This window comes from Hyunsoonleella aestuarii, from assembly GCF_006148925.1.
Lineage (GTDB): Bacteria > Bacteroidota > Bacteroidia > Flavobacteriales > Flavobacteriaceae > Algibacter_D > Algibacter_D aestuarii.
Window position 1 is genome coordinate 1,518,965 of the sequence record NZ_VAWB01000001.1, and the last position, 24,745, is coordinate 1,543,709.

At 35.1% G+C, this 24,745-nt stretch carries 22 protein-coding genes and 1 riboswitch; of the genes, 21 read left to right on the forward strand and 1 reads right to left on the reverse strand.

The features are described 5' to 3' along the window. Positions 1 to 121: 121 nt before the first annotated feature. The 21 genes from FEF17_RS06820 (at position 122) to FEF17_RS06920 (ending at position 23,571) form a co-directional block, all read left to right on the forward strand. Positions 122 to 1,399, forward strand: a complete 1,278-nt coding sequence (locus tag FEF17_RS06820; protein WP_139001596.1) for an O-acetylhomoserine aminocarboxypropyltransferase/cysteine synthase family protein — start codon at positions 122 to 124, stop codon at positions 1,397 to 1,399. A 17-nt stretch (positions 1,400 to 1,416) separates the two neighbouring features. Further along, positions 1,417 to 4,815 (forward strand): bifunctional aspartate kinase/homoserine dehydrogenase I, encoded by a 3,399-nt coding sequence (gene thrA, locus FEF17_RS06825; RefSeq protein ID WP_139001597.1) that lies wholly within the window; start codon positions 1,417 to 1,419, stop codon positions 4,813 to 4,815. Between the two features lie 37 nt (positions 4,816 to 4,852). After that, positions 4,853 to 6,025 (forward strand): trans-sulfuration enzyme family protein, encoded by a 1,173-nt coding sequence (locus tag FEF17_RS06830; RefSeq protein WP_139001598.1) that lies wholly within the window; start codon positions 4,853 to 4,855, stop codon positions 6,023 to 6,025. A gap of 13 nt (positions 6,026 to 6,038) precedes the next feature. Next, entirely contained in the window at positions 6,039 to 6,452 is a 414-nt protein-coding gene (locus tag FEF17_RS06835) for an RrF2 family transcriptional regulator (protein WP_139001599.1), read from the forward strand. A gap of 169 nt (positions 6,453 to 6,621) precedes the next feature. Then, a complete protein-coding gene (locus FEF17_RS06840) occupies positions 6,622 to 6,867 on the forward strand; it encodes a DUF2061 domain-containing protein (RefSeq protein WP_246046799.1) in 246 nt (81 codons plus the stop codon). Between the two features lie 12 nt (positions 6,868 to 6,879). Then, the gene (locus FEF17_RS06845) at positions 6,880 to 7,500 is read left to right on the forward strand and encodes a phosphoadenosine phosphosulfate reductase domain-containing protein (RefSeq protein ID WP_139001601.1); all 621 of its coding nucleotides are present in this window, start codon (positions 6,880 to 6,882) and stop codon (positions 7,498 to 7,500) included. A gap of 49 nt (positions 7,501 to 7,549) precedes the next feature. Then, on the forward strand, positions 7,550 to 8,455 hold the full coding sequence (gene cysD / locus FEF17_RS06850; RefSeq protein ID WP_139001602.1) for a sulfate adenylyltransferase subunit CysD: 906 nt from the start codon (positions 7,550 to 7,552) through the stop codon (positions 8,453 to 8,455). Positions 8,456 to 8,507: 52 nt separating this feature from the next. Continuing rightward, complete coding sequence (locus tag FEF17_RS06855) at positions 8,508 to 9,755, forward strand: sulfate adenylyltransferase subunit 1 (protein WP_139001603.1); 1,248 nt, start codon at positions 8,508 to 8,510, stop codon at positions 9,753 to 9,755. A gap of 8 nt (positions 9,756 to 9,763) precedes the next feature. Further along, on the forward strand, positions 9,764 to 11,869 hold the full coding sequence (locus FEF17_RS06860) for a HEPN domain-containing protein (protein ID WP_139001604.1): 2,106 nt from the start codon (positions 9,764 to 9,766) through the stop codon (positions 11,867 to 11,869). Positions 11,870 to 11,878: 9 nt separating this feature from the next. Beyond that, a complete protein-coding gene (gene cobA, locus FEF17_RS06865; RefSeq protein WP_139001605.1) occupies positions 11,879 to 12,640 on the forward strand; it encodes a uroporphyrinogen-III C-methyltransferase in 762 nt (253 codons plus the stop codon). Between the two features lie 3 nt (positions 12,641 to 12,643). Then, positions 12,644 to 13,228, forward strand: a complete 585-nt coding sequence (locus FEF17_RS06870) for a precorrin-2 dehydrogenase/sirohydrochlorin ferrochelatase family protein (RefSeq protein ID WP_139001606.1) — start codon at positions 12,644 to 12,646, stop codon at positions 13,226 to 13,228. A 1-nt stretch (position 13,229) separates the two neighbouring features. Continuing rightward, positions 13,230 to 14,285: an NAD(P)/FAD-dependent oxidoreductase gene (locus FEF17_RS06875; protein WP_139001607.1), complete on the forward strand. Its 1,056-nt coding sequence runs from the start codon at positions 13,230 to 13,232 to the stop codon at positions 14,283 to 14,285. 92 nt (positions 14,286 to 14,377) lie between these two features. Next, positions 14,378 to 15,121 carry a serine O-acetyltransferase EpsC gene (gene epsC / locus FEF17_RS06880; RefSeq protein WP_139001608.1) on the forward strand — a complete coding sequence of 248 codons (744 nt, stop codon included), beginning with the start codon at positions 14,378 to 14,380 and terminating at the stop codon, positions 15,119 to 15,121. After that, positions 15,105 to 15,995, forward strand: coding sequence for a cysteine synthase CysM (gene cysM / locus FEF17_RS06885; RefSeq protein ID WP_139001609.1), 891 nt, complete (start codon positions 15,105 to 15,107; stop codon positions 15,993 to 15,995). Before epsC ends, cysM begins: the two co-directional genes overlap by 17 nt. Positions 15,996 to 16,061: 66 nt before the next feature. Continuing rightward, a riboswitch (SAM riboswitch) is annotated at positions 16,062 to 16,193 on the forward strand. Between the two features lie 50 nt (positions 16,194 to 16,243). After that, a complete protein-coding gene (locus FEF17_RS06890) occupies positions 16,244 to 17,260 on the forward strand; it encodes a homocysteine S-methyltransferase family protein (protein WP_139001610.1) in 1,017 nt (338 codons plus the stop codon). 13 nt (positions 17,261 to 17,273) lie between these two features. Further along, on the forward strand, positions 17,274 to 17,555 hold the full coding sequence (locus FEF17_RS06895; RefSeq protein ID WP_139001611.1) for an antibiotic biosynthesis monooxygenase family protein: 282 nt from the start codon (positions 17,274 to 17,276) through the stop codon (positions 17,553 to 17,555). Next, complete coding sequence (gene metH / locus FEF17_RS06900; protein WP_139001612.1) at positions 17,555 to 20,227, forward strand: methionine synthase; 2,673 nt, start codon at positions 17,555 to 17,557, stop codon at positions 20,225 to 20,227. Before FEF17_RS06895 ends, metH begins: the two co-directional genes overlap by 1 nt. Positions 20,228 to 20,302: 75 nt before the next feature. Next, positions 20,303 to 21,259, forward strand: a complete 957-nt coding sequence (gene metF / locus FEF17_RS06905) for a methylenetetrahydrofolate reductase [NAD(P)H] (protein ID WP_139001613.1) — start codon at positions 20,303 to 20,305, stop codon at positions 21,257 to 21,259. Positions 21,260 to 21,300: 41 nt separating this feature from the next. Further along, positions 21,301 to 22,398 carry an acyloxyacyl hydrolase gene (locus tag FEF17_RS06910; RefSeq protein WP_139001614.1) on the forward strand — a complete coding sequence of 366 codons (1,098 nt, stop codon included), beginning with the start codon at positions 21,301 to 21,303 and terminating at the stop codon, positions 22,396 to 22,398. Between the two features lie 4 nt (positions 22,399 to 22,402). Then, on the forward strand, positions 22,403 to 22,825 hold the full coding sequence (locus FEF17_RS06915; protein WP_139001615.1) for a VOC family protein: 423 nt from the start codon (positions 22,403 to 22,405) through the stop codon (positions 22,823 to 22,825). Then, positions 22,825 to 23,571, forward strand: a complete 747-nt coding sequence (locus FEF17_RS06920; protein WP_139001616.1) for a head GIN domain-containing protein — start codon at positions 22,825 to 22,827, stop codon at positions 23,569 to 23,571. Before FEF17_RS06915 ends, FEF17_RS06920 begins: the two co-directional genes overlap by 1 nt. On the opposite strand, the gene FEF17_RS06925 is transcribed toward FEF17_RS06920, so the two are convergent. After that, positions 23,557 to 24,744 (reverse strand): acetate/propionate family kinase, encoded by a 1,188-nt coding sequence (locus FEF17_RS06925; RefSeq protein ID WP_139001617.1) that lies wholly within the window; start codon positions 24,742 to 24,744, stop codon positions 23,557 to 23,559. The genes FEF17_RS06920 and FEF17_RS06925 overlap by 15 nt on opposite strands. Position 24,745: the final 1 nt, after the last annotated feature.

Below are 24,745 nucleotides of genomic sequence, written 5' to 3' on the forward strand. Positions count from 1 at the left end.
TTTTAACATTTTTCTATTAAGTCTAAAGTATTCTAAGATGCTTATGCATTGAAGTTTCAATTGAATTTGTTATTCTCGAAAAACGAGAAGTTTTAATTTTAACTAAATAAGAAATAGAAAAATGAGCACGAATCAATTAGCAACAAATGCATTACATGCAGGACACGACGTAACACAAAACGCTGGAACCAGAGCTGTTCCAATTTATCAAACCACATCGTATGTTTTTAATAATTCCGATCATGCAGCGAATTTATTTTCACTTCAGGAATTAGGATTTATATACACACGTTTAAATAACCCGACGAATCAAATCTTACAGGAACGTTTAGCAGCGATTGAAGGAGGCATAGGAGCTGTAGTTTTTGCATCTGGCACATCGGCTATTTCTACTGGACTTCTAACACTATTAAAAGCTGGAGACCATATTGTTGCATCAAGTAGTCTTTACGGAGGAACCTATAATTTACTTAGTGTTACTTTGCCACGTTTAGGTATTACTACAACTTTTGTAGATGCTTCAGACCCTGAAAATTTCTCTAAAGCCGTTCAAGATAATACGCGAGCTTTTTTTGTAGAGTCTTTGGGTAATCCTAAACTGGATGTCTTAGATTTAGAGGCAATATCGGAATATTCGAAAGCAGCAGGTGTGCCATTTATTGTAGATAATACTGTAGCAACACCAGCTCTATTGAATCCTATTAAACACGGAGCAAACATTGTAATTCACTCACTTACAAAATATATTGGAGGACAAGGAACATCTATTGGAGGGGCTATTATAGATGCAGGAACATTCGATTGGTCTAATGGTAAATTCCCAGAATTCACGGAGCCATCAGCAGGTTACCACGGATTAGTATACCACGAAACACTTGGGGCAGCAGCTTACACATTTAAATTAATCTTGGAAGGATTGAGGGATTTTGGAGGTGCCTTAAGTCCAACAAATGCGTTTAATATTATTCAAGGTTTAGAAACTTTGCCACTAAGAATAAAGCAACATAGTGAAAATGCTTTAGAACTTGCCAAATGGTTAGAAGTACAACCAGAAGTGGCTTGGGTTAATTATCCGGGACTAGAAAGCAGCAAATACAAAGCATTGGCAGATAAATATTTACCAAAAGGGCAAAGCGGTATTGTGACTTTCGGGGCTAAAGCTGGTTTTGAGGCAGCAAAAACTATTGCGGATGAAACAAAAGTGTTTTCATTATTGGCAAATATTGGTGATACTAAATCTTTAATTATTCACCCATCTAGTACAACGCACCAACAGTTAAATGAGGAACAACAGGCATCTGCAGGTGTTACTTCAGATTTAATTCGTTTATCAGTGGGAATAGAAGACATAGAAGATTTAAAGGAAGATTTAAAGCAGGCATTTGCTAAAATAAAATAAGCATATCTAAAATTCTTGTGAAGCATCCGTTGCAACATACCATCATAAATAATTTCACTATGGAAAGTGGTGCGTCTAATCCTGAAATAAAATTGAGTTATCAAGTCTTTGGTAAAGCATTAGGAAGTGCGCCAATAGTTCTGGTGAATCATGCTTTAACAGGAAATAGCAATGTTGCTGGTAAAGATGGTTGGTGGCAAGATCTAATCGGAGAAGATAAAGTAATTGATACCAAGCTTTACACCGTATTGGCGTTCAATATTCCTGGAAATGGTTTCGATGGATTTGTTATAGATAACTACAAAGATTTTGTAGCGCGCGATGTGGCAAGACTATTTTTAATAGGTTTGAAAACATTGAATACAGGTAAGGTTTTTGCAACCATTGGGGGCTCACTTGGTGGTGGAATTGCATGGGAAATGGCAGTTTTAGAACCTAACTTTACAGAGCATTTAATTGTTGTGGCAACAGACTGGAAATCGACCGATTGGCTCATTGCCAACTGCCAAATTCAAGAACAGTTTTTGTTGAATTCCAAAAACCCAGTGCATGATGCTAGGATGCATGCCATGTTATGTTATCGAACACCAGAATCATTCAAAGAACGTTTTCAGCGTTCAAAAAATGAAGACTTAGAAATTTTCAATGTTGAAAGTTGGTTGTTGCATCACGGTAAAAAATTGCAAGAGCGTTTTCAATTATCGGCTTATAAGTTGATGAATCAATTGTTAAAGTCTATTGATGTTACTAAAGGTAGAGCCGATAATTTCAATGTTCTTGAAAACATAGAATCTAAAATTCATATTATAGGTGTAGATTCCGATTTGTTTTTTACTGCCGAAGAAAATAGACAAACGCATAAACAGTTGGCGTTAACACATCCTAATGTAACCTATAATGAGATCCATTCTGTACATGGACATGATGCTTTTTTAATGGAATACGACCAGCTTGAAAAAATAGTAGAGGGCATATTTGTGCCACATTCAAAAAGAAAAAGAATGAAAGTATTAAAATTTGGAGGTAAATCTTTAGCTAATGGAAAAGGGCTAAATACCGTGCTTTCAATTATTAAAAATAAAGTTGAAGATGGAGAGCGAATTTCTGTTGTGGTTTCAGCTAGAGGAACGGCGACAGATGATTTAGAATCTATTTTAAATAAGGCTTTAAAGGGAGAAGCTTATCAAGGCGATTTAGATGATTTTAAAGCGTATCAGATAGAACCTGCTAAAAATATTGATTTCTCCAAGGAGTTTTCAATTCTCGATAAACTGTTTGAAGGTGTAAGTCTCTTACGTGATTACAGTAAGAAAACGAAAGACAATATTTTAGCACAAGGCGAGTTGCTTTCTGTAAAACTGATAGCACATTTGCTAAATGAGCAAGGGATTAAAGCTAATGTAACCGATTCAAGGGAGTTAATAAAAACAGATGAGTCTTTTGGAAATGCGCAGCCTCTAGCAAAATTATCAAAAGAAAATATCCAAGCCTTTTTTAGTAAAAATAGAGATGTTGTTAATGTAATAACAGGTTTTATTGGATCTAATTTAAAGAATGAAACAACCACATTGGGACGCAATGGAAGTAATTATACAGCGGCATTAATTGCTAATTATTTAGATGCTGAAGAATTACAGAATTTCACTCATGTTAGTGGGATTTACACAGCAGATCCTGGATTAGTGAATGATGCCAAACAAATTAGAGAGTTGTCATTTGCAGAGGCAAATGAATTAGCCAATTTTGGTACATCGGTTTTACACGCAAAAACAATTATTCCGCTTGTAGAGAAAAATATCAACCTCAGAATATTAAATACTTTTAATTCCGATGATGAAGGGACTCTCATAACTGCAAAGCCAAGTAATAAGGAAGTAACCTCATTATCTATTTTAGATAATGTGGCATTGATTAATTTAGAGGGTAGAGGTTTACTCGGTAAAATTGGTGTTGATGCTAGAATATTTGGAGCATTAAGCAGACATAATATTAGCGTGAGCATTGTGTCTCAAGGGTCCTCAGAACGAGGTATTGGATTAATTATTGATGCAGATCAAGCGACCCATGCTGTTATTGCATTAGAGCGGGAGTTTGAGGGTGATTTTTATTCACAAGACGTTAATAAAATTGATGTTATTGATGATGTGGCTGTCATTTCAATTATTGGTATAGAATTGAGCTCTTTCCATAAACCATTTAATGCACTTATAAAGAATCAAATCACGCCGTTACTTTTTAATAATACCGTTACTGGTAAGAATGTGAGTTTGGTTGTTAAAAAATCTGAATTACATAAAGCAGTAAATGTTATTCATGGTGAAGTATTCGGAATTTCTAAAAAAATAAACATTGCCATATTTGGTCATGGCGGCGTTGGAGGAGCGCTAATCAATCAAATTTTAAAATCAAGGGATGAGATTGAAAGGCGCAAAGGCATTAGCTTAAATGTATTTGCTATTGCTAATTCTAGAAAGTTGCTTTTGGACAAAGGTGGTGCAAGTTCTAATTGGAAGGATGCTATTGAATCTAGTTCGTATGAAAGCTCCATTGATGACATTATCACTTTTGCAAAAAACCATCATTTAGAAAATTTGATTGCAGTAGATAATACCGCAAGCGATGTCTTTTATAAAAATTATATACCTTTAATAGAAGCTGGTTTCGACCTTGTATCTTCCAATAAGATTGCAAATACCATTTCGCATGAATTTTATAGTGAATTACGAAATCATTTGACCGAACATAACAAGCAATATTTATATGAGACAACGGTTGGTGCAGGATTACCATTAATTGATACCATTAAACTGCTTCATGAGTCTGGAGAAAATATTACTAGAATTCGTGGAGTGTTTTCTGGGACCTTAAGTTATTTGTTTAATAATTTTTCGGTTCAAGACAAACCATTTAGCGCCATTATAAAAGAAACTGTTGATAAAGGTTTTACAGAACCCGATCCAAGAGAAGATTTTTCTGGAAATGATGTGGCTAGAAAGCTATTAATTTTGGCAAGAGAGTTAGATTTGCAAAATGAGTTTGAGGATGTTGAAGTGTTAAACTTAATACCTGAAGATTATCGAGATATTTTGTTAGAAGAATTTCTCGCCCAGTTAGAGGTGTTAGATGAACAATATCAGAAATTAAAAGACGATCAACCAGATGGTCATGTGTTGCGATATGTTGGAGATTTATCAGGTGATTTATCTCAAGATAAAGGCAATTTAGAAGTGAAATTGGTGTCAATTCCTGAGGATAGTACCTTAGGCCACGTAAAAGGCTCTGATGCTATTTTTGAAATATTTACAGAATCATATGGTGAACAACCTATAGTCATTCAAGGAGCAGGTGCAGGAGCAGAAGTTACTGCAAGAGGTGTGTTTGGAGATATTTTAAGGTTGTCAAAACATATAAATTAATGTCAGGTTGAGCGCAGTCTAAACCTAAATAGTAATAATGAGTAAGAACAAAAAACAGTTTGAAACAGAAGCTATAAGAATACAAAGTGAAACCACTCAGTTTTCAGAGCATTCTGTACCCTTATACTTAACATCTGGATTTGTATTTGACGATGCCGAAGAAATGAGAGCATCCTTTGCCGAAGAAAAGCAACGTGATTTATATACCCGTTACAGTAACCCTAATGTTAACGAATTTGTAGACAAAGTATGCACCATGGAAGGTGCAGAAGCAGGTTTTGCATTTGCTAGTGGAATGGCCGCTGTGTTTTCAACCTTTGCAACATTGTTAGACGCTGGCGATCATGTGGTTTCATGCAGTTCTGTTTTTGGAGCTACCCATGGTTTATTTACGAAATACTTTCCAAAATGGAATATTGAATGTTCTTACTTCAACATTAATGAGGTAGATAATATTGAAAATTTAATTCAACCAAATACTAAGTTTATTTACGCTGAAACACCTACTAATCCAGGGGTGGATGTGTTAGATTTAAATTTTTTAAGTGCTATTTGTAAAAAGCACAACTTATTATTGGTTATTGATAATTGTTTTGCAACACCTTATTTGCAAAATCCAATTAAGTATGGAGCAGATTTAGTCATTCATTCTGCGACTAAGTTAATGGATGGTCAAGGACGTGTACTTGGAGGAGTAACTGTTGGCAAAAAAGAATTGATCCGAGAAATTTATTTGTTTTCAAGGCTCACAGGACCTGCAATGAGTCCCTTTAATGGCTGGGTGTTGTCAAAATCACTAGAGACACTTGCTATTCGCGTCGAGAAGCACTGTGAAAATGCTTTAAAGTTGGCGGAATATCTAGAAGGACATCCTAAAGTGAATTGGGTGAGATATCCTTTTTTAAAATCACACCCTAAATATGAAATCGCAAAAAAACAAATGCGTTTGGGAGGTAATATTGTTGCTTTCGAAGTTAAAGGAGGACTAGAGGGCGGTAAGGCTTTTTTTGATGCGATAAAAATGTGTTCTTTATCTGCTAATTTGGGAGATACACGAACTATTGTTACGCATCCTGCGAGTACAACTCATGCTAAACTTGAACCAGAAGTAAAGGCTGCGGCGGGTATAACAGATGGGATGGTACGTTGTTCTTTGGGATTAGAACATATAGATGATATTATTGCAGATTTGGAGCAGGCTTTAAATTAGTTATATTAGCAACATGCTTTCCAAAAAAACAAAATATGGCTTAAAGGCCTTGACTTATATTTCAAGAACAAAGAGTGACTCGCCAGTTCAAGTTAGCACTATTTCAAAGAGTGAACAAATTCCACAAAAGTTTTTGGAAAGTATTCTACTTACTTTAAGAAAAGCTGGGATTTTAGGGTCGAAAAAAGGTAAGCACGGTGGTTATTATTTACGACATGAGCCATCTGAAATTAAAATGACTGATGTAATGCGTGTCCTAGAAGGGCCAATTGCTATGGTGCCATGCGTAAGTTTGAACTATTATGAGAAGTGTGATGATTGTCCAGACGAAAATAAATGTAGTGTGCACAGATTAATGATTCAAGTTCGAGATAATACACTTAGTGTGTTTAGAAACACTACTTTGGAAGATTTATCTAATGAATAATTCTTATTATCGACCTTTTTTACTGAATTATTTCTACCATTAAACCAAAATATTTCCAATTATTCTAAAAAATTCTTAATTATCTTTTTCTTGTATAAAATTATATTACATTTGTAATCCCTAGTAAATTGATAGGATTAATGTAAATAATCGACAAATGATCGAGCAGATGTTATTAAAAAGTAAAGAAAAGTCTACTTACCAAGAAGATAGCGTAGGTGAAAAACCAATAAGAAGTGTTGCTAAGGCGCTTAGCTGGAGAATTGTAGGGACCCTAGACACTTTAGTGGTTTCTTATATTTTAACTGGAAGAATATCATTGGCAGCTTCAATCGCGTCAATAGATTTTATTACAAAATTAATTCTGTACTTTTTTCATGAGCGCATTTGGAATGTTATTAAATGGGGAAAATAAAAAGATAGAAGGATGTTTACAGAAACTCAAATAGAAGAATTAAATAAAAGCTTTGACAAAGCAGCGCCGGCTGAAATTATTCATAAAGCTTTTGAACTTAATAAAAAGGCAGTTGTAACGACAAACTTCAGACCTTATGAAGCTGCAATTCTTCATGCAGTCAGCAAGGTAGAGGCTAATATTCCTGTGGTTTGGTGTGATACAGGCTACAATACACCTCAAACTTATAAGCATGCAGAGCAAGTTATAAAAGACTTGAACTTAAATGTGTCTTTATATGTGCCAAAACAAACATCGGCTCATCGCGATGTGGTGATGGGAATTCCAAGTATCGATGCACCTGAGCATATTTTATTTACAGAGCAAGTGAAGTTAGAGCCTTTCAAAAGAGCTATGGAAGAGCATAAGCCAAACATATGGTTCACAAATCTACGTCAAGGACAAACAGCTTTTAGAAATAGTATTGGTATTTTTAGTTTAAGTAAAGATGGCACATTAAAAGTAAGTCCTTTTTACTATTGGTCCGATGAAAAATTAGATACCTATTTAGAACAAAATAATTTGCCAAACGAATTCAAATATTTCGACCCAACAAAAGCATTAGAGAATAGAGAGTGCGGTTTACATGCTTAAATTAGATAAAAAAGGGATATTTGCATTTTAAAACGAATTAAATAAGATTATGAATAAAGACACATCGCATATCAATTCACTTGAAAACGAAGCGATTTACATCATGAGAGAAGTGGCAGCACAGTTTGAAAATCCTGTGCTGTTGTTTTCTGGAGGGAAAGACTCCATAACTTTGGTAAGATTAGCAGTTAAAGCATTCTATCCAGCAAAAGTCCCTTTTCCTTTAATGCATATTGATACAGGGCATAATTTCCCGGAAACAATTGAGTTCAGAGATCGTTTGGTTAAAGAATTAGGTTTAGAATTAATTGTAAGAAACGTACAGGATTCTATTGATCAAGGAAAAGTAAAAGAAGAATCGGGACGGTACGCAAGTAGAAACATGTTGCAAACTACGACGCTTTTAGATGCCTTAGAAGAGTTTAAGTTCGATGCAGCTATTGGTGGTGCACGACGTGATGAAGAAAAAGCAAGAGCGAAAGAACGTATTTTTTCAGTTCGTGATGATTTTGGTCAGTGGGATGAGAAAAACCAAAGACCAGAGTTATTTGATATGCTTAATGGTGAAATAGATCATGGACAAAATGTTCGTGTATTCCCCATTTCAAACTGGACAGAGCTTGACGTTTGGTCTTATATAGAAAAGGAGAATATTGAAATTCCATCAATTTATTTTGCGCATAAGCGTAAAGTGTTCTTAAGAGACGGTATGATTTGGTCTGCAGAAGATGGTGTGGTTTATAGAGATGCAGATGAAGAAGTAATCGAAGAAATGGTGCGTTTTAGAACCGTTGGAGATATGAGTTGTACTGCAGCAGTTTTATCAGATGCGATTTCGATTTCTAAAGTAGTTGAAGAAATTAGAGATTCATCAATTTCAGAACGAGGTGCTCGAATAGATGATAAACGTTCTGAAGCGGCAATGGAAAAACGTAAGCAGCAAGGGTATTTCTAAATAGAATAAAATAACTTAAAAAACAACCTTCTTTTGAAGGTTATTATATAAAATGGAAGTATTAAAAATAGCAACAGCAGGAAGTGTAGATGATGGAAAAAGCACCTTAATTGGACGTATTCTATATGATACGAAATCCTTAACTACAGATAAGTTAGAGGCCATTGAAAAAACCAGTAAGCAACGTGGATACGACTACCTGGATTTTTCTTTAGCTACGGATGGTTTGGTTGCCGAAAGAGAACAAGGTATCACTATTGATGTTGCACATATATATTTTTCAACAAAAAAGAAAAGTTATATCATAGCAGACACCCCTGGTCATTTAGAGTACACACGTAACATGGTGACAGGAGCTTCAACATCGCAGGCGTCTATCATTTTAATTGACGCAAGAAAAGGTGTGATTGAGCAAACTAATCGCCACTTTTTTATTAATAATTTATTGAGAATTAAAGATGTTGTTGTTGCCATCAATAAAATGGATTTAGTTGATTATTCAGAAGAAGTTTACAACAAAATAAAATCTGATTTTTCTGAATTGATGAGCAAGCGCGATTACCAAGATCAAAAAATCACATTTATTCCTGTTAGTGCTTTAAAAGGCGATAATGTTGTAAATAAAACTGATAAAATGCCTTGGTATAAAGGTGAAGCGTTGTTAGAACACTTAGAGCAATTAGATAAAGCTGATATTTTTAATGTTGGGACGCCACGTTTCCCTGTACAATATGTAATTCGTCCAAAAACTGAAGATTACCATGATTTTAGAGGATATGCAGGAAAGGTTTATGGCGGTGATTTAAGTATTGGTGACGATATTATTGTTTTGCCATCAAAAACTCGTTCAAAAATAAAGGATATTTATTTCTATGATGAAAAGTACGAAACCGCTTCAAGACGTTCCTCGGTAACTATCATATTAGAAAATGATATTAATGTGAGTCGTGGAGATATGATTGTTAAGGAAAACGATTTGCCAACTATTGACAAGCAATTTACAGCCAACGTATGTTGGATGGATACGGATGAGTTAAAACCAGGTAATAAATATGTGGTGCAACATGGTATTAATAAAGTGTTGGCAAAAGTTGATCGTATCAATCATAAAATACATCCAGATTATTCAGGGTTCGAGAAAAATGTTACTGGTTTAGGAATCAACGATATTGCTTCTGTAACCTTTAAATTAAACAAGCCAATTTTTTACGATCAATTTAAAAATCACAGAACAAACGGTTCATTTATCATCATAGATTCACAGTCTAACAATACGGTTGGTGCTGGTTTCATTCAATAAAAAAGAAAATGCAAAGTTTTAGAACAGAGTTTGAAAATCCAGTTGTTGAGAAAGATATTATTGAATTAGCCAATAAAATTGAACTTTTTCAAAATGGAAAAATAGATGAGGAAAAATTTAGAAGCCTACGTTTAGCACGCGGGGTATATGGTCAGCGTCAAGAAGGCGTGCAAATGATTCGTATTAAATTGCCTTACGGAAAAGTAAAGAGCAATCAATTACATAGAATTTCTGATGTTTCTGATGAATATTCAAGAGGGAGATTGCACATCACAACGCGTCAAGATATTCAAATTCACTATGTAGATTTAAATAGAACTCCAGAATTATGGGCAGAACTTGAAAAGGACGATGTTACACTTCGTGAGGCCTGTGGTAACACAGTAAGAAACGTAACAGCTTCTGAAACAGCTGGTATCGACCCTAATGAACCATTCGATGTGTCTCCTTATGCAGATGCACTATTCAAGTTCTTCTTACGAAACCCAATTTGTCAAGAAATGGGACGTAAATTTAAAGTATCGTTCTCCTCTTCAGATGAAGATACAGGATTATCATACATGCATGATTTAGGTTTTATTGCGAAAATTGAAAACGGTGTTCGTGGTTTTAAAGTGATGATTGGTGGAGGCTTGGGCTCTCAACCACGTCATGCTGATGTGTTGTATGAGTTTTTAGAAACTGATAAAATCATTCCTGTAATGGAAGGCGTTTTAAGAATTTTTGATCGTCACGGCGAACGTAAAAGTCGTGCTAAGGCTAGAATGAAATTCTTAATTAAAGATATAGGTCTTGATGCTTTTAAGGAATTAGTTGAAGCGGAACAAAATGCAATAGAATTCAAATCAGTTAAAATTAATGCTGATGCTTATAAAGCTTCAGTGCCAGTTGAAATAACTGAAATTCCAGAAGTAACAATTAAAGATCAACAAGCTTTTGAAACTTGGAAATCTACTAACTTAATTCCTCAAAAACAGGAAGGTTTTGTAGCCATTGGCATCAAAGTATTGTTGGGCGATTTTTATACAGATAAGGCGAGATTATTAGCTGATCTAGTACAGAATTATGCCGCTGGCGAGATTCGTTTATCATTACGTCAGAATATCGTTATTCCTTTTGTAAAAAGAGAATTAGTGCCATTTTTCTATAGAGAATTAGAGAAATTAGGTTTTGATGAAGCAGGTTATAATAAAGCAGTTGATATTACAGCATGTCCTGGTACAGATACTTGTAATTTAGGTATAGCAAGTAGTACAGGAATAGCTGACGAATTAGAACGGGTAATTAAAGCGGAGTATCCTCAATATTTAAACAACGAAGATTTAGTTATTAAAATTAGTGGTTGTATGAACGCTTGTGGACAACATAATATGGCAAACATTGGTTTCCAAGGGATGTCAGTTCGTACACCAGATAAGTTAGTAGCACCAGCATTGCAGGTCCTTTTAGGTGGAGGAAATTTAGGAGATGGTAATGGAGCTTTTGCAGATAAGGTGGTAAAAGTTCCTAGTAAGAGAGGACCCGAAGCTTTAAGACGTATTCTAAATGATTTTGAAGCTAATGCAAACGGGCAGCAATTTGTAGATTATTACAAGGAAAAAGGAGAGAAATATTTCTACGATTTCTTGAATGATTTACAAGATGTAACAAATTTGACACAATCAGATTTTATAGATTGGGGAGAAGAAGAGAAGTATGTTAAGGAGATTGGTATTGGGGAGTGTGCAGGCGTTGTAATCGATTTAATAGCAACTTTGTTTTTGGAGAGTGAAGAGAAAATTGAAAATGCTAAGGAGTCTTTTTATAATAAAGTTTATTCAAGTGCTATTTATCATGCTTATAGCTCATTAGTGAATTCTGCAAAAGCTTTATTATTAGCCGAAAACAAGAAAACAAATACACATGCTGGAATTATTTCTCAATTTGATGAGCTGTTTGTAAGAAGTGGACAATTAGATTTAGTAGTTTCTTTTTCAGAATTGATATATCAAATTAATAAATTTGCACCAACTGCAGATTTTGCTGCCAAATATATTGGTGATGCAAATCAGTTTTTAGAGAAAGTGAGAACTTTTAGAGAAACTCAAACACAACTAGAAAGGAAGGCGGTTTAAAAAATAACTATGAGTATTAAAACCCCAAAGTTAACTGTTGTAGGTGCAGGTCCTGGAGATGAAGATTTAATAACTCTTAAAGCAATTAAGGCAATTGAATCTGCTGAGGTTATTCTTTACGATGCACTTATTAACGAATCTTTACTCAGATATGCTTCTGATGATACAGAACTTATTTTTGTTGGGAAACGTAGGGGCTGTTATGCGTTTCAGCAAGAGCAGATTAATGAACTAATCGTTTCAAAAGCTATAGAGAAAGGGCATGTTGTGAGATTAAAAGGTGGGGACCCATTCATTTTTGGAAGAGGTGCTGAAGAAATTGACTATGTTAGACATTTTGGTTTGGAAACCTTTGTAGTTCCTGGAATTTCATCATCAGCGGCGGTCCCAGCTTATCAAGGTATTCCTTTAACCAAACGCGGAGCTTCGGAAAGTTTTTGGGTAATTACAGGAACTACCAAACAACATAAATTGTCAGCCGATGTAAGATTAGCTGCCAAATCAACGGCAACTGTTGTTGTTTTGATGGGAATGGGGAAACTTGCAGAAATTGTAAAGATTTTTTCAGCTGAAAATAAGCAAGATACATCTATTGCCATAATTCAAAATGGAACAAGAGCAAATGAAAATGTTGGTATAGGATCCATTAGGACCATTGAAAAAATTGTTAAAGAAAAGCAATTAGCGAATCCGGCGATTATAGTTATTGGTGATGTGGTTAAAGAAAGAGCAATATTGAGTTCAATTTTCACGGAAGTAGCCGAGGGTTAAATTATGGAACGTAATAATTTATATCCCATTTTTTTGAAAGCACGAATCTTGAATGTATTGATTGTTGGCGGGGGTAATGTTGCTGAAGAGAAATTAACGTTCCTTTTAAAATCGAGTCCAGATGCTCACGTAACGATGGTGTCGCCCATGTTTCGTGAGGGTACTAAAGCGCTAGCCGAAAAAGTTTGTGTAACATTGATTGAGGACAAATACAAAAAAAAGTATTTAAAAGGAAAGCATATAGTGGTTGCAACGACCGATGTACCTGAAGTTAATGTTCAGGTTTGGAAAGATTGTAGAGCCGAAGATAAATTGGTAAATGTTGCAGATAATCCACCATATTGCGATTTTTATATGGGAGGTATCGTTACTAAAGGCAATGTGAAAGTAGCGATTAGTACCAACGGAAAGTCGCCTACAACAGCTAAACGGTTACGTCAGTTTTTTGAGGAAGTCATTCCTGAAAATATTGATGATTTAGTTAAGAATTTAAACGAGTACAAAAAAACAATAAAAGGTGATTTCGAACAAAAAGTAGAAACCTTAAACGAATTCACAAAAGGATTAATTGAGAAAAAAGAATCATAACATGATTAAGACTGATATACTTATCATAGGCGCTGGACCAACAGGTTTATTTACGGTTTTTGAAGCAGGTTTATTAAAATTAAAATGTCATTTAATTGATGCATTGCCACAACCAGGTGGACAATGCTCAGAGATATATCCCAAAAAACCAATTTATGATATACCTGGTTTTCCAGAGATTTTAGCTGGTGATTTAACGAGAAACTTGCTAGAGCAAGGTAAGCAATTTGAGCCAGGATTTACTTTAGGGGAACGTGCTGAAACTATTGAAAAACAGGACGATGGTTCTTTCATAGTAACAACTAATAAAGGAACGCAGCATCATGCTCCTATAGTTGCTATTGCTGGGGGCTTAGGGTCTTTTGAACCTAGAAAGCCTGCAATAGATGGTATTGCAGATTATGAAGATAATGGTGTCGAATATATCATTAAGGATCCTGAGTTTTATAGAGACAAAAAAGTTGTCATTTCTGGAGGTGGAGATTCAGCATTAGATTGGAGTATCTTTTTAACCGATGTAGCTTCAGAAGTAACTTTAATTCATAGAAGAAATGAATTTAGAGGTGCGTTAGATTCTGTTGAAAAAGTAGGTGAGTTAACTAAAGAAGGTAAGATTAAATTAATTACGCCAGCTGAGGTAAAGGAATTGCATGGAGATGGAAAGATTCAAGCGGTTACTATTGCTCCAAAAGATGGAGAGGCGTTTCAAATTGAAACGGATCACTTTATTCCACTATTTGGTTTGTCTCCAAAGTTAGGTCCAATTGCAAACTGGGGACTAGAGATTGAAAAGAATGCCATAAAAGTAGATAACTCATTGAATTATCAGACTAATATTCCGGGTATATTTGCAATAGGTGATGTGAATACTTATCCAGAAAAATTAAAGTTAATTCTTTGTGGTTTCCATGAAGCGACTTTAATGTGTCAGGCAGCATATAGGATAATAAATCCTGGAAAACGACTGGTATTAAAATATACAACGGTAAGTGGAATTGATGGATTCGATGGTTCAAGAAAAGAAGCCCCTAAAGCGGTTGTGCAAGCGATAAATTAGTGTTTAGTTTTCCGCTAAAAGGAAAGAAATAAAACCATAAATTTACAATCCTACAAGATTAATTAAATCTTGCAGGATTTCATGTTTATCAAATGAAAAGTTATAATGTTTGCCTAAAAGATACGGCTAAGACTTTCACAAAGCGTCTATTTTATTCTCTGTTTGATTGCGAACAAGAGGAGGAGCATGGCGCATATTTAGGAAGAACGTTTCTTAAAATACTCAAGAAATTAGAAATTGAAAATGGTGAATCCATTTGGAAAAGTTTTCAAGCTGAACTTCCTGAAATAAGAAGAAAATTAGATTTAGATGCCATTGCATTTGAAAAGAATGATCCTGCTTCACATTCTTTAGAGGAAATTTATTTAGCCTATCCAGGTTTTTATGCAATCTCTATATATCGTTTAAGTCATGCACTTTATAAGAGGGGTGTCCATATTCTGCCCAGAATGATGAGTGAATATATTCATGGAATTACGGGTATCGATATTCATCCAGGAGCGACTATTGACGAATCGTTTTATATTGACCATGGAACAGGTATTGTAATTGGTGAGACTTCAATAATAGGTAAGGATGTAAAAATATACCAAGGGGTTACCTTAGGTGGTATTTCAGTAGCAAAAAGTTTAGCAAAAACGAAGCGTCATCCAACCATCGAAGATGGTGTATGCATATATGCAAATGCTACTATTCTTGGTGGTGATATCTCCATAGGTGCTAATAGCATTATAGGGGCAAACGTTTGGATAACGGAGTCTATTCCAGAAAACTCAATAGTGACATACCAAACCGAAATTAAAATTAGACCAAAAAATAATGGCATACGAAAATAGTATTATTGGTCAGATAGGTAATACTCCATTGGTGGAAGCAACGCATCTTCTAAATAAAGAGGGTGTGCGTTTGTTTTTAAAACTCGAAGGGAATAACCCAGGTGGAAGTGTAAAAGACCGACCAGCTTTTAATATGATTAATGAAGCCTTAAAACGGGGTGACATTAAAAAAGGTGGTACTTTAGTGGAGGCAACCAGTGGTAATACAGGAATTGCCTTGGCTTTCATTTCAAAATTATTAGGATTGAATATGGTATTGATAATGCCTGAAAATTCAACTGAAGAACGTGTTAAAACTATGCGTGCTTATGGAGCAGAGGTTATATTAACACCAGCAGAGATTGGTATTGAAGGCTCTCGGGATCTAGCTTTTAAACTAAGAGATGAAAAGGGTTATACTTTATTAAATCAGTTTGAAAACCATGATAATTGGAAAGCTCATTATAAAACTACTGGTCCTGAAATATGGAAAGCAACGAAAGGTAAAATAACACATTTTGTATCAGCTATGGGGACTACAGGGACCATTACGGGAACTTCAACCTATTTAAAGGAGCAGAATAAGGATGTAACCATAGTTGGAGCGCAACCTGCGGATGGGGCAAGAATACCGGGTATTAGAAAATGGTCTCCAGAGTATGTGCCCAAGTTTTTTGATCCAAAAAAAGTAGATATTGTTGTTGATGTTTCAGAAGAAGATGCAAAAGTGACAACCATCAAATTAGCTAAAGAAGAAGGCATTTTTGCTGGAATGAGCAGTGGTGGTTCTGTATTTTGTGCACTTACCATTGCGGAACAAATTAACAGTGGCGTAATTGTAGCTATAATTTGTGATAGAGGAGATCGATATTTATCATCTTCACTATTCGAATAAAGTGATAAATTTTAAGGATAAGAACAATATAGTTGTTATTTTTGTCCTCAGTTCATAAACGTACTAAAGTTATCAAGAAAGGTAGAGGGACTAGACCCATTGAAACCTTGGCAACCCTTTATGTGTTCTGATGTCTGTCAGGGTTTTAAAGAAGGTGCTAAATTCTACTAATACGTTGCAGTATTGGAAAGATAACGAAAAGTGAATCCCAACTTTTCTTGATGACATTTTAGACAACAATTAAAAAAATGTCGAATATATACGAAGCTATAAAGGAGCGAATTTTAGTTTTAGATGGTGCCATGGGTACTATGCTACAAGCTTATAAATTTACTGAGGAAGATTTTAGAGGCGATCGCTTTAAAGATTACCCAACACCTTTGCAGGGTAATAACGATTTATTGTCCATTACCCAACCAGAAGCGATTAAAACGATTCATGGAAAGTATTTTGAAGCTGGTGCTGATATTGTTGAAACCAATACCTTCTCTGGAACGACTATCGCTATGGCAGATTATCAAATGGAAGATTTGGTTTATGAACTGAATTATCAGTCAGCGAAAATAGCCAAGGAAGTTGCCGATGAATTCACGGACAGAGAACCTCATAAACCCCGTTTTGTAGCAGGTTCTATCGGGCCTACAAACCGTACAGCAAGTATGTCTCCTGATGTCAATGATCCTGGGTATCGTGCAGTTACTTTTGATGAATTACGAATAGCTTATAAACAACAAGTTGAAGCACTAGTTGATGGTGGAGTGGATTTGTTATTAGTTGAAACGGTGTTTGATACATTAAATGCAAAAGCGGCATTATTTGCTATTGAGCAAGTAAAAGATGAAAGAAGTATTGACATTCCAATTATGTTGAGTGGCACGATTACGGATGCTTCAGGAAGAACCTTATCTGGGCAAACTGCCGAGGCATTTTTAATTTCGGTGTCGCATATTCCATTGTTATCGGTTGGATTTAATTGTGCTTTAGGGGCTAATTTATTGCAACCGCATTTAGAAGCAATTGCTAATAAAACAGAATTTGCTGTTTCTGCACATCCAAATGCAGGTTTACCAAATGCGTTTGGAGAGTACGATGAAACTCCAGAAGAAATGGGTGAGCAAATTGAGGAGTATTTAAAGAAGAATTTAATCAATATTATTGGAGGTTGTTGTGGAACAAGTCCAGAGCATATAAAAGTCATTGCAGATATAGCTTCAAAATACAAACCAAGGCATGCTGTTACTTTGAGCGCAGTCGAAGAGTCTTAGTATAAATTGGATTATGATTCTAGAAGTAGCCACATTACATATAAAAGAAGGATTTTCAGAAGCATTTGAATCCAATTTTCAAAAAGCTGAAGGTATTATTTCTTCAATGAAGGGATGTATTTCGCATCAATTAAAAAAATGTATCGAGCAAGATGATAAATATATATTATTAGTAAACTGGGAGACGTTGGAAGACCATGAAAAAGGTTTCAGGCAATCAGAAGAGTATCAAGAATGGAAAGCATTATTACACCATTTTTACGAGCCGTTTCCAACAGTAGAGCATTATAAGTAATGAAAATAAAACAAACAAAATACATGAAATTGTCTGGTTTAGAACCTTTGGTTTTAAACGAGAATTCCAATTTTATAAATGTAGGAGAGCGAACTAATGTTGCTGGGTCTCGAAAATTTCTTCGTTTAATAAAAGAAGAAAAATTTGATGAAGCTTTAGATATTGCACGCCATCAAGTAGATGGGGGTGCGCAGATTATTGACATTAATATGGACGATGGTCTAATTGACGGAAAAGAGGCCATGGTGCGTTTCTTAAACTTAATTGCCGCAGAACCAGATATCTGTCGTGTACCTATTATGATTGACTCTTCCAAGTGGGAAATTATAGAGGCAGGACTTCAAGTGGTGCAAGGAAAGTGTGTGGTGAATTCTATATCACTTAAAGAAGGAGAAGACATATTTATTTGGGAAGCAACTCAAATTAAAAGATACGGAGCAGCTGTTATTGTAATGGCGTTTGATGAAGTTGGACAGGCCGATAATTATGAACGCCGTATGGAAATAGCTAAGCGATCGTATGATATATTAGTCAATAAGGTTGGTTTTCCATCAGAAGATATCATTTTCGATTTAAATATATTTCCTGTGGCCACAGGAATGGATGAGCATCGCAGAAATGCTATTGATTTTATAGAAGCGACAAAATGGGTGCGAGAAAACCTTGAAAATGTTTCTGTAAGTGGTGGTGTAAGTAATGTGTCCTTTTCTTTTAGAGGGAATAACGGTGTTCGCGAAGCGATGCATTCGGTATTTTTATACCATGCCATTCAAAATGGAATGAATATAGGTATTGTAAACCCTGCTATGTTGGAGGTTTACGACGATATCCCCAAGGATTTATTAGAGCATGTAGAAGATGTAATTCTTGATAGACGTGATGATGCCACGGAGCGTTTATTGGAATTTGCTGAAACGGTAAAAGGCACTAAAGCCGAAAAAACAGTTGATTTAACTTGGCGAGAAGGTTCAATCCAAGATAGAATAACACATGCTTTGGTAAAAGGGATTGATGCGTTTATTATTGAGGATGTTGAGCAGGCACGACAAGAAGCATCAAAACCAATTGAGATAATCGAAGGTCACTTAATGATAGGTATGAACGTGGTTGGTGATTTATTTGGTGCTGGGAAAATGTTTTTACCACAAGTTGTGAAATCAGCACGTGTGATGAAAAAAGCGGTAGCCTATTTAAATCCGTTTATTGAGGCTGAAAAATCAGATAAATCGGAGCCTGTTGGGAAGATTTTGATGGCAACGGTAAAAGGTGATGTACACGATATTGGTAAAAATATTGTGAGTGTAGTGTTGGCTTGTAATAATTATGAAATCGTTGATTTGGGTGTTATGGTGCCACCTGAAAAGATTATTCAAACAGCCATTTCTGAACGTGTAGATGCTATTGGACTATCTGGACTAATTACACCGTCGCTAGATGAGATGGTGTATTTGGCAAAAGAAATGCAAAACAAAAACTTTCAAGTGCCATTGCTGATTGGTGGTGCAACTACATCAAAAGCGCATACAGCCGTTAAGATTGATACACAGTACAATAATGCGGTAGTACACGTAAATGACGCCTCAAGAGCGGTAACTGTAGTTGGTGATTTATTGAATAAGAAAACGTCGCATGCTTATGTGGCGAAAATGAAAAAGGATTATGATGAATTCCGAACTAAGTTTTTAAAACGAGGTAAAGAGAAATCGTATATCTCGATTGAAGAAGCGCGTAAAAGAAAAAATCAAATAGATTGGAATACTTCAGAAATTGTTAAGCCGAAGGAGTTAGGCGTTCAGATATTGAAGCAATTAAGCTTAAAAGAATTATTGCCATTCATTGATTGGAGTCCGTTTTTTAGAAGCTGGGATTTGCATGGTAAATATCCAGATATTTTAACTGATGAGGTGGTTGGTGAACAAGCCACTCAGTTGTTTGAAGATGCTCAGGAAATGGTTCAGGACATTGTTGCAAAACAATTGTTGAAGCCTAAGGCAGTATTTGGTCTGTTTGAAGCAAATGCGATAAACGAAGATGATATTTCTATTCAGAAAAAAGGTAAGGAAGTTGCGGTATTTAGAACCTTGCGTCAGCAATTAAAAAAGCGCGAGGGTATTCCTAATTTAGCTTTAGCTGATTTTATTGCGCCAGAAGACACAGGGAAAACTGATTATATAGGTGCCTTTTGTGTGGGGATTTTTGGAGCGCAAGAATTGGCAGATAGTTACAAAGCTAAAGATGATGATTACAGTGCAATTATGGCGCAAGCCGTAGCAGATAGATTTGCCGAGGCTTTTGCTGAATATTTGCACAAGCAAATTAGAACCAAGCATTGGGGGTATACAGCTGATGAAGATTTAACAAATCAAGATTTAATTAAAGAGAGTTATAAAGGGATTCGTCCAGCACCGGGGTATCCTGCGTGTCCTGACCATTTAGAAAAAGAAACGATTTGGGAGTTGTTGGATGTTGAAAAACTAATTGGCGTAAGGCTAACTGAAAGTTTAGCGATGTGGCCAGCAGCAGCCGTTTCCGGGTATTATTTTGGTAATCCAGAGGCAAAGTATTTTGGTCTAGGTAAAATCACAGACGACCAATTAACCGATTATGCTGAAAGAAAAGGCATAACCAAAGAAAAAGCTAGAAAGTGGTTGCATCCTAACTTGGCAGAATAGCTCACGTTAGCGATTGCACAAAACAGATAAAATAATTGTATTAACAAAAAGGTTCCTGCTTTTGCAGGAAATAATATGAAAGTAACAGACCATATAAAAAAAGCGAAAGGAAAAACATTATTTTCCTTTGAAATTATACCACCGCAAAAAGGCAGGAGTATACAAGAGTTATACAATAATATTGACCCTTTAATGGAGTTTAAACCGCCATTTATTGATGTAACAACTTCGAGGGAGCAATATATCTATATAGATAAAGGTGAAGGGCTTTTAGATAGAAAAATAACGCGTATGCGTCCTGGAACTGTAGGTATTTGTGCTGCTATAAAACATAAGTACAATGTAGACACGGTACCACATGTGTTGTGCGGAGGATTTACAAAAGAGGAAACGGAATACTTGTTGGTTGATTGTCATTATTTGGGGATTGATAATGTGATGGCCTTACGTGGTGATGCGATGAGTCATCAAAAATATTTTGAACCATCTAAAGGTGGACATAAATATGCTACTGAATTAGTATCTCAAATTCAGAATTTGAATACTGGTAAGTACTTACATGATGTGGTTGAGTCTGAGCATAAATCGGATTTTTGTATTGGTGTTGCTGGTTATCCTGAAAAGCATATGGAAGCCCCTTCTTTACAAACCGATTTGAAAAGATTAAAAGAAAAAGTAGATGCTGGTGCAGACTATATAGTAACGCAAATGTTTTTTGATAATAAGAAGTATTTCGAGTTTGTTGAAGCGGCCAAAGCCTTTGGAATTAATGTGCCAATTATTCCAGGAATTAAACCAATTGCTGTGAAGCGTCATTTACAAATATTACCACAAGTATTTAAAATAGATGTTCCGGAAGAATTAATTCAAGCTGTGGAGAACTGTAAAGATAACAAGGCAGTAAGACAGGTTGGAATAGAATGGGGAGTAAAACAATCGAAAGAATTGTTGGATTATGGTGTTCCTGTATTGCATTATTACTCCATGGGGAAAAGTGATAATATTAAGGCAATAGCTTCAGAATTGTTTTAATTATTATTGCATTACTTTTGCAAATAATGTTAAACTCCTAAATGAAGTTTTATTTAACCTGCTTTCTCTGTTTTTGCTTTACAATTGTTTTTTCTCAAGATAAAACACATACCTCTTATTTTGATCTTAATTATTTTAAAGGAAATATTGCGCTTCATAATGATGATATCCTTCATTTAATACAAGGGCATCCAGAAGGTTTTATCTTTAGTTGGAATAAAAAAACCTTTGGCTTTAGCGAATGGGAACAGCGTTATAATTATCCAGATTATGGTGTTTCTTTTGCTTATCAAAATCTAAAGAATGAAGTTTTAGGAAATAATTATTCTATATATGCCCACTATAACTTCTACTTTTTTAACAGAAACTTAATGATGCGAGTTGGTCAAGGTTTGGCTCTAACTACGAATCCTTATGATAAAGTAGAAAACTTTAGAAACAATGCATTTGGCTCTAAAGTTATGAGCAGTACTTATGTGATGCTTAATTATAAGAAAGAACGTTTGTTCGATAGATTTGGTCTGCAGGCGGGATTTTCATTAATTCATTATTCAAATGCTAATGTTAAAGCGCCTAATACTAGTATAAATTCAATAACCTATAATATTGGATTAACCTATAATTTAGATGATGTAGAGCCAGAATATCAGCAAACGCTTGAAGAACACGACAGGAAATTCACAGAACCTATTAAATACAATTTGGTGTTTAGAACAGGTATTAACGAAAGTGATATCGTTGGAAGTGGTCAATTTGCGTTTTATACGCTTTCAGCTTATGCGGATAAACGGATAAACAGGAAAAGTACTCTGCAAGTAGGTGCAGACTTTTTCTTTTCTAATTTCTTAAAAGAGTATATCCATTATAGAAGCGTGTCGTTTCCAGAGGAAAATGTATCGGGCGATGAAGATTATAAACGCGTTAGTTTAATTGCTGGACATGAATTGTTTGTTAATAAAACCTCATTACTTACCCAATTTGGGTATTACATCTATTATCCTTTTGATTTTGAAGGGCGTACTTTTGTGAGGGTTGGTTTAAAAAGATATTTTGTTAAAAAATGGTTTGGAGCTTTAACCTTAAAATCGCATGCGTTTAAAGCAGAAGCTGTAGAATTTGGAATTGGAGTAAGATTGTAAAATAATGGAGCAAAGGTTAACGATAATTGGATTGGGTGTAAATAATTTAGAAGTTGCTGCTAAATTTTATGAAGAAAAATTTGGCTGGAAAAAGACGAACTCTAGTAATGAATTTATCTCTTTTTTTCAGCTCAATGGTATTTTACTTTCGCTTTACCCAAATGATAAGTTGGCAGAAGATGCTAAAGTGAATGCTGAAGGTTCTGGTTTTAAAAAATTCACTTTGGCTTATAATACAAAAAGTAAGCAAGAGGTTGATGAGTTAATTGAAGTGTTGGAAGCCAAAGGAGTAAGAATTGTAAAAAGACCCGAAGAAGTGTTTTGGGGAGGTTATAGCAGTTACATTGCAGATATGGACGATAACCTCTGGGAGATTGCATTTAACCCCTTTATGCCTATGGATGAAAAAGGAAATACTATAGCCTAATGAAAAAAATAATAAGCATATTGTCATTAATCTTATTGTGTGCTTGCGATAGTGAAAATGCAGGTGATTGTTTTCAGAAAACAGGAAACATCATTCAAAGTGAAGTGACGGTGTCTATGTTTAGTAAAATACTGGTTAATCGCGATATTGAATTAAAAGTTAAAGATGGTACCGAACAGAAAGTAATCATAGAAACCGGCGACAATTTATTGAATGATGTGAGCGCCATTGTAGAAGATGGCAGATTAATACTTACTGATAATAACACTTGTAATTACGTTCGAGATTATGGCATAACTAAGGTGTATGTAACTTCTCCTAACATTTTAGAAATTAGAAGCTCCACGCAGTTTGATATTAGTTCTGATGGAGTTTTAACCTACCCAAGTATAACTATTTTATCTGAGGATTTTACTGCTCCAGATACCTTTACGAGTGGTAATTTTTATTTGCAAGTAAACAGTAATAATATCCAAGTTACATTTAATAATTTATCAAATTGCTTTATTTCTGGAAATACCAATAATCTCAATATTACTTTTGCATCAGGTTCTTCACGATTCGAAGGGCGTAATTTAGTAGCGCAAAACGTTCAATTATGGAATCGCGGTTCTAACGACATGATTGTGAATCCACAACAACAAATAAAAGGGAAAATATCTGGAACCGGTAATGTTATTTCTGTTAACGAACCACCTATCGTTGAGGTCGAAGAACAGTATATAGGACAATTAATTTTCGAATAACGCAATCGACTGTTTAGCAATTTCTAATTCTTCATTAGTTGGAATTACTAAAATTTTAACTGGCGAAGTTTCAGTATTAATGGCTCTAATATTATTGCTTCTTAAGTCGTTTTTAGTTTTATCCAACTCTATTCCTAAAAATTGTAAATCTTTGCAAACTAATTCACGCATAAAGCTGGAATTTTCACCAATACCAGCCGTAAAAACAATGGCGTCTAATCCGTTTAAAATAGCAGCGTAACTTCCTATATATTTTTTGATTCTATAGGCATTCATTTCCAGAGCCAATCGACATTTTTTATTGCCTTTATCAGCTTCGGTTTGAATATCTCTTAAATCACTAAACCCAGTTAATCCTAACATACCACTTTTCTTTTGAAGCAATGTATTGATTTCATCTAAACGATAATTGAATCGTTTAGCTAAATGAAATATAATCGACTGATCGATATCTCCTGAGCGTGTTCCCATTATCAAACCGTTAACAGGTGAAAAGCCTAAAGAATGATCGATGCTCTTTCCATCTTTTATTGCCGTCATGCTACATCCATTTCCTAAGTGTAGGGTTATAATCTTTGAGCTAGGTTTATCAAGGAACTCTATAGCTTTTTCTGAAACAAATTTGTGACTAGTTCCGTGGAATCCATACATGCGAATATTGTGCTCTTCTAAAAACTCATTAGGGATTGCGTATTTATATGCATATTCTGGAATAGTTTGATGAAACGCCGTATCAAAAACAGCAACCTGTTTTGCATTAGGAAAAATAGATTCTGCTACTTCTATACCTTCTAAATTGGCTGGATTATGCAAGGGAGCAAGCGATGTTAATGCTTTAATCTTGTCTTTTGCTTCAGAAGTAATTTCGGTGGTCGCACTAAATTGTTTTCCACCATGTACCACGCGGTGACCAACAATTTCAATGTCATCAGCAGATTTAATTATGCCAGTTTCCGGATTTAATAACTGTTTTGAAAGTATTTCTAAACCAACTTTGTGATTTGGAATCGCCTCAACAAATTCGATACTATTTTTATCTGTTTTGAATTTGAATTCAGCATCTTCAAAACCAATACGTTCAATTAGTCCAGAGCACAATATTGTAGCTTCTGGCATTGAGAATAGTTGAAATTTTAATGATGAACTCCCTGAGTTTAAAACAAGTACTTCCATA

What these genes read in the sequence shown, in the direction of transcription:
- FEF17_RS06820 (WP_139001596.1), top strand. Translation starts at nt 122, where the DNA reads ATGAGCACGAATCAATTAGCAACAAATGCATTACATGCAGGACACGAC.
- FEF17_RS06830 (WP_139001598.1), top strand. Translation starts at nt 4,853, where the DNA reads ATGAGTAAGAACAAAAAACAGTTTGAAACAGAAGCTATAAGAATACAA.
- FEF17_RS06835 (WP_139001599.1), top strand. Translation starts at nt 6,039, where the DNA reads ATGCTTTCCAAAAAAACAAAATATGGCTTAAAGGCCTTGACTTATATT.
- FEF17_RS06840 (WP_246046799.1), top strand. Translation starts at nt 6,622, where the DNA reads ATGTTATTAAAAAGTAAAGAAAAGTCTACTTACCAAGAAGATAGCGTA.
- FEF17_RS06845 (WP_139001601.1), top strand. Translation starts at nt 6,880, where the DNA reads ATGTTTACAGAAACTCAAATAGAAGAATTAAATAAAAGCTTTGACAAA.
- cysD (WP_139001602.1), top strand. Translation starts at nt 7,550, where the DNA reads ATGAATAAAGACACATCGCATATCAATTCACTTGAAAACGAAGCGATT.
- FEF17_RS06855 (WP_139001603.1), top strand. Translation starts at nt 8,508, where the DNA reads ATGGAAGTATTAAAAATAGCAACAGCAGGAAGTGTAGATGATGGAAAA.
- FEF17_RS06860 (WP_139001604.1), top strand. Translation starts at nt 9,764, where the DNA reads ATGCAAAGTTTTAGAACAGAGTTTGAAAATCCAGTTGTTGAGAAAGAT.
- cobA (WP_139001605.1), top strand. Translation starts at nt 11,879, where the DNA reads ATGAGTATTAAAACCCCAAAGTTAACTGTTGTAGGTGCAGGTCCTGGA.
- FEF17_RS06870 (WP_139001606.1), top strand. Translation starts at nt 12,644, where the DNA reads ATGGAACGTAATAATTTATATCCCATTTTTTTGAAAGCACGAATCTTG.
- FEF17_RS06875 (WP_139001607.1), top strand. Translation starts at nt 13,230, where the DNA reads ATGATTAAGACTGATATACTTATCATAGGCGCTGGACCAACAGGTTTA.
- epsC (WP_139001608.1), top strand. Translation starts at nt 14,378, where the DNA reads ATGAAAAGTTATAATGTTTGCCTAAAAGATACGGCTAAGACTTTCACA.
- cysM (WP_139001609.1), top strand. Translation starts at nt 15,105, where the DNA reads ATGGCATACGAAAATAGTATTATTGGTCAGATAGGTAATACTCCATTG.
- FEF17_RS06890 (WP_139001610.1), top strand. Translation starts at nt 16,244, where the DNA reads ATGTCGAATATATACGAAGCTATAAAGGAGCGAATTTTAGTTTTAGAT.
- FEF17_RS06895 (WP_139001611.1), top strand. Translation starts at nt 17,274, where the DNA reads ATGATTCTAGAAGTAGCCACATTACATATAAAAGAAGGATTTTCAGAA.
- metH (WP_139001612.1), top strand. Translation starts at nt 17,555, where the DNA reads ATGAAAATAAAACAAACAAAATACATGAAATTGTCTGGTTTAGAACCT.
- metF (WP_139001613.1), top strand. Translation starts at nt 20,303, where the DNA reads ATGAAAGTAACAGACCATATAAAAAAAGCGAAAGGAAAAACATTATTT.
- FEF17_RS06910 (WP_139001614.1), top strand. Translation starts at nt 21,301, where the DNA reads ATGAAGTTTTATTTAACCTGCTTTCTCTGTTTTTGCTTTACAATTGTT.
- FEF17_RS06915 (WP_139001615.1), top strand. Translation starts at nt 22,403, where the DNA reads ATGGAGCAAAGGTTAACGATAATTGGATTGGGTGTAAATAATTTAGAA.
- FEF17_RS06920 (WP_139001616.1), top strand. Translation starts at nt 22,825, where the DNA reads ATGAAAAAAATAATAAGCATATTGTCATTAATCTTATTGTGTGCTTGC.
- FEF17_RS06925 (WP_139001617.1), bottom strand. Translation starts at nt 24,744, where the DNA reads ATGGAAGTACTTGTTTTAAACTCAGGGAGTTCATCATTAAAATTTCAA.